A 13237-nucleotide genomic window follows, 5' to 3' on the forward strand; every position below is an offset into this window, starting at 1 on the left:
AGCCACCCCTCCCGCTGTTGGTTATTCAGAGACGGCAGTCATCCAACGTGGCGCGGAACCTCCATTTGGAAACCGCAACGGCAATGCAGTACCTGCGTCTGCAAGTAGACCTCCAGGAGGTTGGGGCTTTCCGGATCGTCCGTGGTCCGGGGCGCCTCAATCACCCGTTCGGTGGGGCGTCCCAACGTCATGGGATCGCCGCAATGGGTGCAGCTGAACCAGAGCCCTGCTGCTGAAGTGGAAAGAAATTCCCGTTGGATCTCAGGCACCAGGGCCTCCAAGCGGACAGCGTGGGCGTAGAACGTATCGCACTCACTGCAGGTATAGCTGACTTCTACTACCTCGGACTGATTCGGCTGGGCTTCAACCACCGTCTCAACAAAAATGTACGAATCAGTGCCGCAAACTGTGCACCAGGGCCGCGCTCCGGTCTCGCCGGTTGCGGGATCCGTCCCTCTGGATGGTTTCGGGACGGGCAGGGATCCAAGCGTCATTGCCATTCTCCTTTACTTCTCCAAGGAGCCCGCATGCGTGCACGGAGAGCCGGCCGAAAGCGGCCACGGCTGAAAGGTGCAGTTCTTGGACCATCCGGGATGGCACCAGGTGACATAAGGCTCCAAGGGCTATCTGCTTAACCCACCTAAAATGTAGTTCACCAGTGGCGCGGCTCACAAGTCATGGCCTTGCCGCCGGGAGCCCGGCTTCTGTGGCTCAGGGCTCGAAATGGGCCACGGGCGCCTGCTTTGCCACGCTCGTGACCAGCGACTCTGCGACCTCGCGCAGCTTCTGGTTCCGGGTGCTGGAGGCCTTCTTCAGGATCTCGAAGGCTTCTTCCTGGGTGCAGCGGTTCTGCCCCATGATGATGCCGCAGGCCAGGTCAATGACGGTCCGGGACTGCATGGCCTCCTGGAGGTCGTCGGCATGTTGTTGCTTCACGCCGATCCTCACGGCCAGCCGCAATGAGCGTTCAGCCTGGCTCGCATACAGCTCGCAGTTCTGGATGGTGGCGTCGTCGAAGACACCGGATTGGGGAGCGAAGAAGTTCAGGGCGGCGGTGGCCCCTTCGTCCAACTCCAAGGGGACGCACAGAGCGGCCAGATGTCCGCGCTCAGCGATCACCGTGCAGTACTCCTTCCACCGCTCCTCCGTGGAGGTGTCGGGAACGTGCACGGTGGCGTGGCTTCGCATCGCTTCCAGGCAGGGCCCGTCCCCGTACGCCTGCTGAACTTCATCGATCAGCTTGGCTTCGGGGGTGCTTCCGGCCACCGTTGCGGTGCGGCGGCGGCGGCTAACGGTGATCCCACAATGGACAGGCATCCCGACAGCTTTGGATACGGCTGCCGCCGAGTACACGGCGAGATCACCCAGGAATCCACCAACGTCTTCGCTGTCAATAACAAGGTCCTGCAGCTGCTCAGGCACCGAAACTTCGTCTGGCGCTGATGCAGCATCAGGCAGCGCTAATTCAACGTTCATTTCGTCCATGCCTTAGTTTACGGTCGTCCGGGTTCAGGTTGTCACCCCTTTTAGGGTGCCTACAAAATCCTTGCATATGCGGTGCACCTATGTGCACAATCTAGCTAACAGTCCCCATCACAGGACCCAGGCTTTCCAGCTCATGCAGACGGGCGTCCCGCATTTCTTCGATGCAGAGGTACAGACCCATGCCGGCCCAGCCAGCCTCCAGAGTTCCGGATGAAGCCCACCAACCGCCTGACGAGCCCTTGTGGTGCCAACACTGCAATACGGACAAGCACCTGCTGGTGAATTCCATCCAATCGCACTACCCACCCGCGCCAAACATGGTTGAAGTCACCTACGAGTGCCATACCTGCAGGTACGCCTACCAACAGGTGGCCTCTGTCCAGAGGGTGGCGCTGATACTGAACCGTCCGGGCGTCAATCAAGGCGTGCTCCAGTTCGGCGGGCAGTACCTGCACTGCGGCGAACCCATGAAAACCAAGAGCTGCGAGCTTCGCAGGATCCAAGCCCCCTTGGTCCTGAAACCAGGTGGCCAGCTGCGGATGTACGAGGTCCTTATCAACACCCGCATCCTTGGATGCCATTGCGGATTCCGCATGGAGATTCCGGAATGAGGAACAGCGGCCACACCATTTCTGGAGCTACCGGGAGGGATAGCATGCACACGGAATCACAGAGGAAAGACTCTTCAACAACGGGCTCGCAGCTCAGGCCGGCTGCCCGGCGGAAACTTCCTGACCCGCCGGATCCAGACAACCTGCCTATCGATTACCGGAGTTCGGGATGGGATTCCAGCCGGTACCCGTCCTCTGTTCCCGAAAGCCTGCGACCCCAACATTCGTCGCGTCGAAGGAGTGCCTGACCATGAGCGGGTTCCCGCCGGACCCCTCTCATCCAGACCCCTCGCGGGGGCCGGGGACTGATCCAACCCGTGAACCCGGGCCTACACCCGAGCCTGTACCGCTGCCGGAGCCGGGCCCGCCGCCCGTTCCGGACCCAACGCCGGGACCTGCGGTTCCTTCCCCGCCCGGAAAGGGCGAACAACCGGCGCCCCTGACATAAGGGACCGGTCAACCCATGGACCGGATCCTGGCAAATCCCCCAGTCAGGATCCGAACGAGGGCATGTCGCGCTACAGGGAGCATGGCATGCCCTTTGTTGTGTCCACTCGCCAACCCTCCAATCTTTGTTTATGTTGGTTTCCCTTGACTTATCAACATAAACAAAGATAGAGTCAAGCAATTCCACATCGTTGTGACGGCAGTCACTGATGTGGCTGCCCAGGAAGCAGCTTGACCTATGGAGGGTAAGTGTTCGCCGAAGAACGCCAGCAACTGATCTCCGCACTCGTCGCAGAGCGCGGACGGGTGAGCGTCACTGACCTCGCCGACCGTTTCAGCATCACCACTGAGACAGTCCGCCGTGACCTCGCGGCCCTCGAAGTCTCGGGAAACCTCCGGCGCGTCCATGGCGGCGCCGTCCCCTCGGACCGCCTGAGCACCCGCGAAGAAAGCATCCTCGAACGGGCCGTCCAGCGCCAGGTGGAAAAATCCCGTATCGCCAACGCCGCACTGGCCCTGATCCCGGAGCTCACCACCGGCAGTGTCCTCCTTGACGCAGGTTCCACCACGGAAACCCTCGCCGATCTCCTGGCCCAGCGGACGCCGTCGGCCAACGGAAACGATGAACTCGTGGTCATTACCCACGCCATCCCCATTGCCGGCAAGCTCTCCTCCACACAGGGCATAGCACTCCAGATCCTTGGTGGGCGTGTCCGCGGACTGACGCAGGCCGCCGTCGGGCAGTCCACCGTGGAGGCCGCTTGCAAGCTTCGCCCCGACATCGCTTTTGTGGGTGCCAACGGCATCCACGCAACCTTCGGCCTCAGCACTCCGGATCCTGAGGAAGCAGCCGTCAAGGCCGCCTTCGTCACCTCAGCCCGCCGCGTGGTGGCCCTGGCCGACTCTTCCAAACTGGACGCCGAAACACTGGTCCAGTTCGCCACCTTGAAGGATGTTGACACCTTGATTACAGACAGCGAACCCTCCGCGGAACTCGCCGCAGCCCTGGCAGATGCCGGCGTCGACGTGGTGATCGCATGATCATCACCTTGACCGCCAACCCCAGCCTTGACCGCACGGTGGAACTCCCCGGGGCCCTGGCTCGCGGCGAGGTGCAGCGCGCGGTAGCCGTCCACCAGGAATCCGGCGGGAAGGGCGTCAACGTTTCCCGGGCGCTGGTGGCCTCCGGTTTGGACACGCTGGCAGTCCTTCCGGGCGCGGACTCGGACCCGGTCCTTTCCGGACTGCACGACGCCGGCGTGCCGTTCGCCGCGCTACCCATCGGTCAGGCGCTGCGCAGCAACGTCACGCTCACCGAACCGGACGGCGTCACCACCAAGATCAACGAACCCGGCCCGGAACTGAGCGGTGACCAGCAGGAAGCCCTGATCGGGCTGTTGTTGGAGCGCTCCCGTGGCGCCGGCTGGGTGGTTCTCGCAGGATCACTCCCACCCGGGGTGCCTGCGGATTATTACGCCACCATCGCTCGTCGGCTCAGGTCGAACGCGGACGGAACGGCGGCCCCCCGGATCGCCATCGACTCCTCCGGGGCGCCGCTCGCGGCCGCCTTGGTGGGCGACGCTTCGGGAAAGCCGGACCTGCTCAAGCCGAACGCGGAGGAGCTCGCCGAGCTTGCCGCCGCCGCCGGTTTCACCAACGTCTCCACAGCTGACGAACTGGAAGCGGATCCGGCCAAAGCCGCTGAAGCCGCAGCCGCCGTCGTCGCAAGCGGTGTAGGCGCTGTTCTCGCAACACTCGGGTCCAAGGGAGCAATCCTGGTGACGGCGGACGGAGCATGGCTTGCCACGCATCCGCCCATCCAAGCCGTCAGCACGGTAGGCGCCGGGGACTCTGCACTGGCCGGCTATTTGCTGGCTGCAACCCAGGGCGGATCCGCACAGGACTGCCTTCGTCAAGCCGTGGCGCACGGTGCCGCTGCTGCTTCCCTGCCGGGCTCCACCGTCCCGGCAGTCCACCAAACAACCCCCGATGCCGTAACCATCACGGCCCTCCAAAAGGACTCACAGTGACCCAGCTGATCACACCCCAATTGGTCACCCTCGACCAAAACCTGGGCGACTCCCCCGCCGACGTCATCCGCGTCCTGGCTGGCAAAGTTGCCGCCTCCGGCCGTGCTTCCGAGGTTGAAGGTCTCTTCGCCGATGCCTTCGCCCGGGAGCAGAAGACCGCCACCGGCGTCCCCGGCGGCATCGCCATCCCGCACTGCCGCTCCGCTGCGGTCCAAGAGCCTGCATTGGCCATGGCCCGGCTGTCCCACAAGGTGGACTTCGGCGCCAAGGACGGGCCCGCAGACCTCATCTTCTTCATCGCAGCCCCGGACGGCGCGGACCAGGAACACTTGAAGCTGCTGTCCAAACTGGCTCGCTCGCTCATCAAAAAGGACTTCACGGCGGCGCTGCGTGCGGCAGCCACCGAGCAGGACATCGTAGACCTCGTGGACGGCGCACTGGCCGACAAGCCTGCGGCTGCTCCGGCGGCGGATACCGCACCTGCCGCTGCTGCCAGCCCTGCCACCGGCACGACGACGACTGCCGCACCAAAGCGCATTGTGGCAGTGACCGCTTGCCCCACAGGCATTGCCCACACGTACATGGCGGCTGACTCGCTGGTTGCTGCTGCCAAGGAAATGGGCGTCGACCTCCAGGTTGAGACCCAGGGTTCCTCGGGGGCCAAGCCACTTGACCCGGCAGTGATCGCCGCAGCTGACGCGGTGATCTTCGCCGTGGATGTCGACGTTCGCGGCAAGGAGCGGTTCGCCGGCAAGCCCGTCATCAATGCACCGGTAAAGCGTGGCATCGACGAACCCACCAAGATGGTGGAGGAAGCACTGGCAGCCGCGGAGGATCCCCGTGCACGCCGCGTCCCCCATGCCGGAGCTGAAGAGCAGGCAGAGCGCGCGGAAGAGGAAAAGGGTGAGCACATCGGCCAGAAGCTGAAGCGCGCCCTCCTCACCGGCGTGAGCTACATGATTCCGTTCGTCGCCGGCGGTGGCCTGCTGATTGCACTGGGCTTCCTGCTGGGCGGTTACGACATCACTGAAGTGGCCGACAAGGTGGTGTTGGAGAACAACTTCACCAACCTTCCTGAAGGCGGGCTGTCCATCTACCTCGGTGCAGTGGCGTTCAAGATCGGTGCCCTGTCCATGGGCTTCCTGGTCCCGGCGCTGGCCGGTTACATCGCCTACGCCATCGCCGACCGGCCGGGTATTGCGCCCGGTTTCGTTGCCGGAGCCGTGGCCAGCTTCATGGACGCAGGGTTCCTCGGCGGCATCATCGGCGGTCTGCTGGCCGGTTACATCGCTTACTTGATCGGCACCTGGCAGGTACCGCGCTGGCTCCGTGGGTTGATGCCCGTGGTGATCATCCCCCTTCTCGGTTCGATCTTTGCTTCGGGTTTGATGTTCCTGGTCCTCGGCGGCCCTATCGCCGGCCTTACCCTGGCTCTGAACAACTGGCTCACGGGCATGAGCGGTGCTTCAGCAGTGGTTCTGGGCATCATCCTTGGTCTCATGATGTGCTTCGACCTCGGCGGCCCGGTCAACAAGGTTGCCTACGCCTTCGCAGTAGCCGGCTTGACCGCGGGCAGCGCCGACAACCAGGCGCCATGGCTGATCATGGGCACAGTGATGGCAGCCGGCATGGTTCCTCCGCTGGCCATGGCCCTTGCTACGGTCCTGAACAAGAAGCTCTTCACCCTCAACGAGCGTGAAAACGGCAAGGCCGCCTGGCTGCTGGGTGCTTCCTTCATCTCCGAAGGTGCCATCCCCTTCGCCGCAACCGACCCGTTGCGCGTCATCCCTGCCAGCATGGTGGGCGGTGCCCTCACCGGCGCACTCTGCATGGCCACCGGAGTAACCTCCCAGGCACCGCACGGCGGCTTCTTCGTCTTCTTCGCCATTGGCAACCTGCCGATGTTCATCATCGCCATCGTTGCCGGCATGGTGGTCAGCGCCTTGGCCGTCATTGCCCTCAAGCGCTTTGCGGTCAAGAAGCCGGTAGAAGCGGAAGCCGCCCCGGCAACCGTCAGCGTCTAGGCTTCCAACGGTCTAGACTTCCCACAAAGCCACCCTTCACCACAGCCACCCCTTCACAAAGAGGAGCACCAATGCCAGAACGTACAGCCACCATCGCAAGCCGCGTCGGCCTCCACGCCCGCCCCGCAGCAATTTTTGCCGAGGCCGCGGGAGACCTGGACCTTGATGTCACCATCGCCCGCCAGGGTGAACCGGCCGACGACGCCATGGACGCGGCCAGCATCCTGTCCCTGATGAGCCTGGGCGCATCCCACGGCGACGTTGTAGTGCTGCGCGCCGAAGGCGAAGGTGCGGACGCCGCCCTGGACAGCCTGGTGAAGATCCTGGAAACGGACCACGACGCCGAGTAGGGAGACTCCACACTCAGCGCCGCGCAAAGAGCCTGGCGACACCCGGATTCGGGTGTCGCCAGGCTCTTTTGTTGTTGTCAGCGGGAGTGCAGCTATGGTCCTTGATGCGCCTTCATCCGCACTCCGGCGGAAGGCCTACGGATTGGCGAGCGAGTCGAGATGGCGGGTGAGCAGTCCGGGCATGTGGCTCGATGCCGGCAACTCCCCGCTCCACAGTCCACGCATGGCGATTCCATCCAGGAGTGCCCGCAGCCGCTGCGCTTCGTACACAGGGTCGCGCTGCTTGTTGAACAGGCCCGCCTCGATCAGGATCTGCACGGCTGCGTGGCACGCGCGATCTACCCCCTCGCTCAGCCTGATCGCCGGAGGACGGAGCCGGTTGTCGGTGAGCGAAAGAACGCCGAGTTGGACTTGCGCCACCAGTTCCAGGCGCCGCTCTTTGTCGAGGGGAAGCAACTGCAGCAGCAGCCCGTCAACCAGGGCGCGGCCGGTCAGCTCAAGTGCGGAGATCCTGGCGGTGACCCGGTCCTCGATGAGTTGCAGGCAGTACTCCCGGAGGGCGTGCTGTGTGGCAAATGACCGCCGCAACGAGGCAGCAGCAATACCCGCTTCCGCTGCGACGCCGCGCACCGACAAGCCCGCCAGCCCATCGCGTTCAAGGACACGTAAAGAGGCCTCCGCAATCTCGGCAGTGCGTGCTTCGGCGTCGATTCTGCGGGGCATGGTGTTCAGTTCGAAGAAGCAGCAGCGGGCAAAGGGCGGGCGGCTTTCTTTGGCCAGATCGTGTAGCTCACAGCCCAAAGGAAGTCGATGGCGAAGATGATTCCCAGGATGCGAAAGAAGCCGGAGAGTGCCGAGGTTCGTTCTGCATCATTGACCAGGAAGATGATGCCTCCCAGTGTCCCCGCAGCGATAGCCACCGCCAACGCAGTCAAAAGCACATCCCGCCAGCATTTGACCGTGTAGCGGGTTCCCGTGAGTCGTTCAGGTGCAGGTCCACCGGCAAATCGGTGATGGAAATGTCCGTCCGCCCATGCAACCATGCGTTTGCCATATGCAATGGAGACGCCGATGTAGATCGCGGCCAGTCCGTGGTGCCATGAGGCCGTTCCTCCGCCGAGCAGGTCCACTGCCACCAGGGCGAGCAGGACGGCGTCGATCACCGGAGCAAGGATCAGGAGGGCCGCACCAAGGCGGGGCCTCCGCAGGAGGTACCTCGCTGCGAGTCCGGCAATAATTGCCACCCAGAATGCAATTTCGCACGCCACGATCGCCATCAGAATCATTTACTGCTCCCCAAAGCTTGTTCATTCCGATCTTTATTAGTACGAGTGTACTCACAAAGTTCGCAGAGCTAAGACCTCGGCGTTTCGCCGTTCAGGAAGGCGGCAACGGAAGCCTCAGTGGGCTTCACTTCCTTGAGCTGGTCCGCGAGGTAGGCCTCAATGACGCGAGGGTCCACGTACGAGGATCGGGCCACGGACGGGGTGTTTCCCAGCAGTTCCGAGGCTTCCTTGATGGCCCTCACGATCGCTTGGCGGGGTGTGCCCTTGTGGCCTGATTTGATAAGGCAAAGCGCCGCAGCTGCGGTACCCTTCCACGTCCGGAAATCCTTGGAAGAATAAGCGTCGCCTGTGATGCCTCGCAGATATTCGTTGATCATTGACGCGTCCACGGAGACCCAGGTCCCCTCAGTAAAGTAGGCGAGCAGGCGCTCCTTGCCCGGGCGCTGGGCGAGTGGTTCCAAAAAGGCTGCCAGCGAGGGATCGTGGATGGACCTGTCCCACAGCTGGCCACTTTTCCCGGGGAACTTCAGGAAGACATCCTGCCCTTCAACCCGTGCATGGCGGCAACGGAGTGTGGTGAGCCCATAGGAACCGTTCTGCTTCATGTACACCTCGGAGCCAACGCGGAGCGCGCCAAGGTCCATCAACCGTACGGCAGCGGCGAGCGTCTGTTGCCGTGGGTTATCGGTGTCCTGCAGGTGGAGGGTGACGTTGCGCCGGATGGCCGGCAGGACCAAGCCGAGCTTCGCGGCCCTGATGAACTTCTCGGTGTCCTTCCGCTCCCGCCACGTGGGGTGGTAGATGTACTGGCTGCGACCGGCATCATCGATGCCCGTGGCCAGGATGTGCCCGTTCTCAAAAGGGCTGATCCATACATCGGTCCACGCAGGCGGGATCGCCAGCGCATTGATGCGCCGGCGATCCTCTTTGCTGACCAGGCTCCCGTCCGGATGCCGGTAGCTGAACCCTTTTCCTACCTTGCGGCGGACAATTCCGGGCTTGGACAGGTCACTGCGCTTGAGCCGTGGCATGTTTCGCCAGCCCTACCCGTGTTCAGCCGGTCCTGCAGTTTCTAGGCCTCGTCCGGATCCGTCACGGCAGCGCCGGCATTCATGATTTCGGCGTTGATCATCCAGACCAGCTGCTCAAGGCGCGAGATGAACGCGTGCAGCAGGTCCGCCGTCGTGGGGTCTTCCTCATCCACTTCGTCATGGACATCGCGCATGGTCTGGACAGCACGCTCTACGCGGTCGGTGACCAGCTTGACGGCGTTCTTGGTGTTGACCAGGCCGGCGGGGAATTCTTCCAGGCGCGTGCCCTTGGCGATGGTGGCGCTGCGTCCGTCCGGCAGGGCATGGAGCGCACGCATGCGCTCAGCGGTGTCGTCAGCGAACTGGCGCGTAGCAAGGACCAGCTCGTCCAGCTGGAGGTGGAGATCGCGGAAGTTCGGTCCCACAATGTTCCAGTGCGCCTGCTTCCCTTGGAGCTGCAGCTCGATGAGGTCGGTCAGGACGATCTGAAGGTTGTCTGCAAGCTGCTGTGACGCTTTCATGTGTTCCTCTCATAGACGTTCATGTGAGCCAAAATGCACCGCAAAATGTCTGCGGTAGCTGCCCAATCATCAAGTGACGACTCCCATAAGCCTTTCATAAGGATGCTTAGTAGTACAATGAGGAGTGTTAGTGTTCACAACTGGCGAACTCCACCCCAAGGGAGCTTCGCCAGGTAATAGCGTTAAAGGCACTTTGAGGCTGCCAAACGCCTCGAAGTGCCGGCATAACTCAATTGAAGTAAATCGGAATGCATACTCGGGAATCAGCGATACATCAAAGATTCCCTTGGAAAGGAATGTGCTGACCATGAATACACTTCTGATCATTGCCGGCGTAGTGGCAATTGTTCTTCTCTTGGTAGGCGGCTTCACCGAAGCCCTCAGTTGGCTGCTGTGGGTAGGCGTCATCCTCCTCGTCGTCGCAGCCATTGGCTGGTTGTTGAGCTTCATGTCGGGCCGCAGGGGACACACGGTATAGGCAACGCGGCCGCACCCGCTCCCCGGGCACTTCACCGGCACTTACAGACCATGAGGGCTGTTCCCACCACTGCAAGTGCGGTGGGAACAGCCCTCCGGCATCCGGCTCAGCCCGGGCCGTCACCAGTGGCCGAGGGCGGTGGGGCCGCATCGGGATCCCGGGGTGTGGGGAACTCGTCACCAGGAGTGTCGGGGACTCCTTGGGCCGGCCGTTCAGGGGTCTCGCGTTCATCACCCTGACCAGGCATTTCCTGTTCGGGGGTGGGGGTGCCGTAGCCGCCGGGTTCGCTCTCCGGGTCCACGCGGTGTTCGTCCTGGCTCATTGCTTCCTCCTTGGAAATGGCGATGAGGCCCCGATGGAAGATCGAGGAATGCTGACAGTTCGACCGTAGTCCCGTGTATGGTCGTCGTCCACCAAAACCACCATGGAGGTGCACAGATGGTAGAGCCGGAGCAGGCTCCCAGAACCGGTCGCAACGAATCCCTTGAGGAACGCATGGACCGCAACTGGATGGAACTCATCCAGGAATTGCGGGTACTCCAAACCGGGGTCCAGATTCTGGGCGGCTTCCTGCTGACGCTGCCCTTCCAAGAACGCTTCGAAGAGTTGGACGACTGGCAACGCAGCCTGTACCTGTTCAACGTGATGGTGGCAGCACTGACCACCGTCCTCATTGTCCTTCCCGTCAGCGTTCATCGGCGACTGTTCCGGAGGGGGCTCAAAGCCACGCTGGTTTCGAGCGCCGACGTCGTCACCAAGTGGGCTTTGGGCGGTGTGGCACTCCTGATCGTGGGTTCGGCCACCTTGGTGTTCGACTTCGTTGCGGGCCGGACCGCGGGCATTGTGGCGGCCAGCTTCATCATCCTGGTGCTGCTGCTGCTGGTAGTAGGCGCCCCCTTGTGGCTACATCGCCGTGCCGTCCGCAACGGACACGGCAACGAAAATGGCAACGGAAACGGCTATGCCAACGGCGGAGATTCCAGAGAGGTGTGAGCAAGATGCTGCGACCTGCCCAAGATCACCAGGCACCCGGCAAGGACAAGAGACCTAAGCGCAATTGGGTCAAGGACCACGGCTTGTTGCTGGTCAACGCGGGCCTGTTCTTCGTTTTCCTCGGCGGAATGATCATTTCAGGAGCCGCCAGCTACAGCGAAGAACAGCAAGCGCACGGGCAGCCGGCAACGGGCATTGCTGATTTCCTGACCTCAGGAAATTTCTGGGAAGCCGTCTTCGAGAACTGGGAATCGGAGTTCCTCCAGATGGCCATGTACGTGGTCCTGACGGTTTTCCTCTTCCAAAGAGGCTCCTCCGAATCGAAGCCCGTGGACAAGGACGCACCCCAGGATGAGGACCCTCGCGACGCCAAAATGACCGCGAAGACCCCTTGGCCGGTACGCCGGGGCGGCTGGGTCCTGAAGGTCTATGAGCATTCGCTTTCCGGCCTCCTGGGCCTGCTTTTCCTGCTCTCATTCACCTTGCACGCATTCGGCGGTACGGCGGCCTACAACGACGAGCAACGCAGCCACGGCCTCCCCGAGGTCTCCACCTGGGAGTACATGGGTTCCAGCCAGTTCTGGTTCGAGTCCTTCCAGAACTGGCAAAGCGAGTTCCTGGCCGTCGCCGTGCTGGTAGGAGCCTCCGTCTACCTCCGGGAGAGGGGCTCGCCGGAGTCAAAGCCGGTTGCAGAGCCCCACTACGAGACTGGCGCCTAGCCACATCCGGGAAAGGAACACATCATGCCAGGCAAGAAAAACTCCAGCTTGAAGGACCCCGAACTTTATGAAGAGCTCCGCGAAGATGGGGCGTCCAAGGAGAAAGCAGCCCGCGTCTCCAACGCAGCAGCGGCCAAGGGGCGCAAGGAAATAGGAAGCAAGGGTGGAAAGTCCGGTGATTACGATGACTGGACGGTAGGCAAGCTGAAGTCCCGCGCCAAGGAATTAGGCCTCAAAGGGTATTCGGATAAGAAGAAATCCGAGCTTATCTCCATGCTGAGAAATCACTGACAGCGGCTAAAAAGCAGCGGCCGCTTGTACGGCGGCCGCTGCTTTCTTGGATTCTGATGGATTTATTTACGACGCCGGTTCACGCCTTTTTCTTGGCCCGCGCCTTTGGTTTGGTGGCAGTTTTGCCGGCGGCAGCGGCGTCGTCGTCCGCTTTTTCCTTGCCGCGTTTCTTATCCAGGCTGCGCTTGAGGGCTTCCATGAGGTCGATGACGTCGCCGCCCTCGCCTTCGCCTTCCACGGCACCGAAGGTGGCCTCGGTATCCAGGGCCTCGCCCTTTTCCAGTTTGGCCTCGATCAGTGTTCGGAGCTGCACTTGATAGTCATCGGTATATTCATCGGGGTCAAAGTCGTGGGCCATGGATTCCACCAGGGCCGAGGACATTTCCAATTCCTTGTCGGAAATCTTGATATCAGTCTCCAAGGACGGAAATTTGGCCTCCCGGACCTCGTCGCCCCACAGCAACGCTTGCAACAACAACACGTCCCCACGCACCCGCAGCGCCCCCAAACGGGTCTTCTGCCGCAACGCGTATTGGACGATTGCAATCCTGTCCGTGTCCTCGAGTGTCTGCCGGAGCAGCATGTACGCCTTGGGCGATTTGGAGTCCGGCTCCAGGAAATAGCTGCGCTCGTACATGATGGGGTCCAACTGCTCGGCGGGGATAAACTCCACCACCTCAATTTCGCGGCTGTTCTCTTCCGGCAACGATTTCAATTCGGTCGACGTCAGGACCACCGTGCGGCCCTCTTCTTCGTAGGCCTTATCAATATCCTCGTACGCCACAACTTCGCCGCAAATTTCGCATTTTCGCTGGTACCGAATGCGCCCGCCGTCCTTATTGTGGACTTGGTGCAGGCTTATATCGTGATCCTCCGTGGCACTGTAGAGCTTCACTGGTACGTTGACCAGACCGAACGCGATAGATCCCTTCCATATGGCCCTCATGCACCCAGTCAACAGCACAACACAG

General features: G+C 62.0%; 16 protein-coding genes and 1 pseudogene. 9 read left to right on the forward strand and 8 right to left on the reverse strand.

The genetic code is table 11. From position 1 onward, the window contains the following. Positions 1-38 precede the first annotated feature (38 nt). Together M1D51_RS20290 and M1D51_RS20295 are read right to left on the reverse strand one after the other, a co-directional pair. The gene (locus M1D51_RS20290; RefSeq protein WP_172326507.1) at positions 39-494 is read right to left on the reverse strand and encodes a hypothetical protein; all 456 of its coding nucleotides are present in this window, start codon (positions 492-494) and stop codon (positions 39-41) included. Between the two features lie 217 nt (positions 495-711). Beyond that, a complete protein-coding gene (locus M1D51_RS20295; RefSeq protein WP_172326508.1) occupies positions 712-1485 on the reverse strand; it encodes a GAF and ANTAR domain-containing protein in 774 nt (257 codons plus the stop codon). A gap of 179 nt (positions 1486-1664) precedes the next feature. On the opposite strand from M1D51_RS20295, the gene M1D51_RS20300 reads away from it, so the two are divergent. The 5 genes from M1D51_RS20300 to M1D51_RS20320 all read left to right on the forward strand — a co-directional run bounded on the left by M1D51_RS20300 (position 1665) and on the right by M1D51_RS20320 (position 6947). Then, the gene (locus tag M1D51_RS20300) at positions 1665-2096 is read left to right on the forward strand and encodes a hypothetical protein (protein ID WP_458107804.1); all 432 of its coding nucleotides are present in this window, start codon (positions 1665-1667) and stop codon (positions 2094-2096) included. 696 nt (positions 2097-2792) lie between these two features. Further along, positions 2793-3584 (forward strand): DeoR/GlpR family DNA-binding transcription regulator, encoded by a 792-nt coding sequence (locus M1D51_RS20305; RefSeq protein WP_172323789.1) that lies wholly within the window; start codon positions 2793-2795, stop codon positions 3582-3584. Further along, on the forward strand, positions 3581-4573 hold the full coding sequence (locus M1D51_RS20310) for a 1-phosphofructokinase family hexose kinase (RefSeq protein WP_172323790.1): 993 nt from the start codon (positions 3581-3583) through the stop codon (positions 4571-4573). Before M1D51_RS20305 ends, M1D51_RS20310 begins: the two co-directional genes overlap by 4 nt. Beyond that, the gene (locus tag M1D51_RS20315; RefSeq protein WP_172323791.1) at positions 4570-6597 is read left to right on the forward strand and encodes a PTS fructose transporter subunit IIABC; all 2028 of its coding nucleotides are present in this window, start codon (positions 4570-4572) and stop codon (positions 6595-6597) included. The genes M1D51_RS20310 and M1D51_RS20315 overlap by 4 nt, the downstream gene beginning before the upstream one ends. Before the next feature lie 71 nt (positions 6598-6668). Then, a complete protein-coding gene (locus M1D51_RS20320) occupies positions 6669-6947 on the forward strand; it encodes an HPr family phosphocarrier protein (protein ID WP_017197107.1) in 279 nt (92 codons plus the stop codon). 135 nt (positions 6948-7082) lie between these two features. Here the strand turns inward: M1D51_RS20320 and M1D51_RS20325 are convergent, their stop codons facing one another. The 4 genes from M1D51_RS20325 to M1D51_RS20340 all read right to left on the reverse strand — a co-directional run bounded on the left by M1D51_RS20325 (position 7083) and on the right by M1D51_RS20340 (position 9785). Next, positions 7083-7670 (reverse strand): TetR/AcrR family transcriptional regulator, encoded by a 588-nt coding sequence (locus M1D51_RS20325; RefSeq protein ID WP_458107805.1) that lies wholly within the window; start codon positions 7668-7670, stop codon positions 7083-7085. Between the two features lie 5 nt (positions 7671-7675). Beyond that, positions 7676-8233 (reverse strand): hypothetical protein, encoded by a 558-nt coding sequence (locus tag M1D51_RS20330; RefSeq protein ID WP_172323793.1) that lies wholly within the window; start codon positions 8231-8233, stop codon positions 7676-7678. 68 nt (positions 8234-8301) lie between these two features. Further along, on the reverse strand, positions 8302-9264 hold the full coding sequence (locus M1D51_RS20335; RefSeq protein ID WP_458107806.1) for a DNA topoisomerase IB: 963 nt from the start codon (positions 9262-9264) through the stop codon (positions 8302-8304). Positions 9265-9305: 41 nt separating this feature from the next. After that, a complete protein-coding gene (locus M1D51_RS20340) occupies positions 9306-9785 on the reverse strand; it encodes a Dps family protein (RefSeq protein WP_141283449.1) in 480 nt (159 codons plus the stop codon). 307 nt (positions 9786-10092) lie between these two features. Between M1D51_RS20340 and M1D51_RS20345 the strand changes: the two genes are divergently transcribed. Continuing rightward, on the forward strand, positions 10093-10263 hold the full coding sequence (locus M1D51_RS20345) for a hypothetical protein (RefSeq protein ID WP_172323795.1): 171 nt from the start codon (positions 10093-10095) through the stop codon (positions 10261-10263). A 106-nt stretch (positions 10264-10369) separates the two neighbouring features. Here M1D51_RS20345 and M1D51_RS20350 read toward each other — a convergent pair whose 3' ends face one another. Continuing rightward, entirely contained in the window at positions 10370-10585 is a 216-nt protein-coding gene (locus tag M1D51_RS20350; RefSeq protein ID WP_172323796.1) for a hypothetical protein, read from the reverse strand. 116 nt (positions 10586-10701) lie between these two features. Between M1D51_RS20350 and M1D51_RS20355 the strand changes: the two genes are divergently transcribed. The 3 genes from M1D51_RS20355 to M1D51_RS20365 are packed head-to-tail and all read left to right on the forward strand — an operon-like array spanning position 10702 to position 12266. Next, complete coding sequence (locus tag M1D51_RS20355; protein ID WP_458107807.1) at positions 10702-11256, forward strand: DUF6328 family protein; 555 nt, start codon at positions 10702-10704, stop codon at positions 11254-11256. A 5-nt stretch (positions 11257-11261) separates the two neighbouring features. Continuing rightward, positions 11262-11975 (forward strand): DUF6766 family protein, encoded by a 714-nt coding sequence (locus M1D51_RS20360; RefSeq protein WP_458107808.1) that lies wholly within the window; start codon positions 11262-11264, stop codon positions 11973-11975. A gap of 24 nt (positions 11976-11999) precedes the next feature. Further along, positions 12000-12266, forward strand: a complete 267-nt coding sequence (locus tag M1D51_RS20365) for a DUF7218 family protein (RefSeq protein ID WP_458107809.1) — start codon at positions 12000-12002, stop codon at positions 12264-12266. Positions 12267-12348: 82 nt separating this feature from the next. Here the strand turns inward: M1D51_RS20365 and ku are convergent. After that, positions 12349-13212 (reverse strand): annotated as a pseudogene (gene ku / locus M1D51_RS20370) (non-homologous end joining protein Ku); the annotation flags it as partial. Positions 13213-13237: the final 25 nt, after the last annotated feature.

The sequence above is a fragment of the Arthrobacter sp. R3-55 genome, from assembly GCF_054161505.1.

What these genes read in the sequence shown, in the direction of transcription:
- M1D51_RS20350 (WP_172323796.1), bottom strand. Translation starts at nt 10,585, where the DNA reads ATGAGCCAGGACGAACACCGCGTGGACCCGGAGAGCGAACCCGGCGGC.
- M1D51_RS20365 (WP_458107809.1), top strand. Translation starts at nt 12,000, where the DNA reads ATGCCAGGCAAGAAAAACTCCAGCTTGAAGGACCCCGAACTTTATGAA.
- M1D51_RS20300 (WP_458107804.1), top strand. Translation starts at nt 1,665, where the DNA reads ATGCCGGCCCAGCCAGCCTCCAGAGTTCCGGATGAAGCCCACCAACCG.
- M1D51_RS20325 (WP_458107805.1), bottom strand. Translation starts at nt 7,670, where the DNA reads ATGCCCCGCAGAATCGACGCCGAAGCACGCACTGCCGAGATTGCGGAG.
- M1D51_RS20310 (WP_172323790.1), top strand. Translation starts at nt 3,581, where the DNA reads ATGATCATCACCTTGACCGCCAACCCCAGCCTTGACCGCACGGTGGAA.
- M1D51_RS20320 (WP_017197107.1), top strand. Translation starts at nt 6,669, where the DNA reads ATGCCAGAACGTACAGCCACCATCGCAAGCCGCGTCGGCCTCCACGCC.
- M1D51_RS20295 (WP_172326508.1), bottom strand. Translation starts at nt 1,485, where the DNA reads ATGGACGAAATGAACGTTGAATTAGCGCTGCCTGATGCTGCATCAGCG.
- M1D51_RS20335 (WP_458107806.1), bottom strand. Translation starts at nt 9,264, where the DNA reads ATGCCACGGCTCAAGCGCAGTGACCTGTCCAAGCCCGGAATTGTCCGC.
- M1D51_RS20360 (WP_458107808.1), top strand. Translation starts at nt 11,262, where the DNA reads ATGCTGCGACCTGCCCAAGATCACCAGGCACCCGGCAAGGACAAGAGA.
- M1D51_RS20355 (WP_458107807.1), top strand. Translation starts at nt 10,702, where the DNA reads ATGGTAGAGCCGGAGCAGGCTCCCAGAACCGGTCGCAACGAATCCCTT.
- M1D51_RS20340 (WP_141283449.1), bottom strand. Translation starts at nt 9,785, where the DNA reads ATGAAAGCGTCACAGCAGCTTGCAGACAACCTTCAGATCGTCCTGACC.
- M1D51_RS20345 (WP_172323795.1), top strand. Translation starts at nt 10,093, where the DNA reads ATGAATACACTTCTGATCATTGCCGGCGTAGTGGCAATTGTTCTTCTC.
- M1D51_RS20290 (WP_172326507.1), bottom strand. Translation starts at nt 494, where the DNA reads ATGACGCTTGGATCCCTGCCCGTCCCGAAACCATCCAGAGGGACGGAT.
- M1D51_RS20330 (WP_172323793.1), bottom strand. Translation starts at nt 8,233, where the DNA reads ATGATTCTGATGGCGATCGTGGCGTGCGAAATTGCATTCTGGGTGGCA.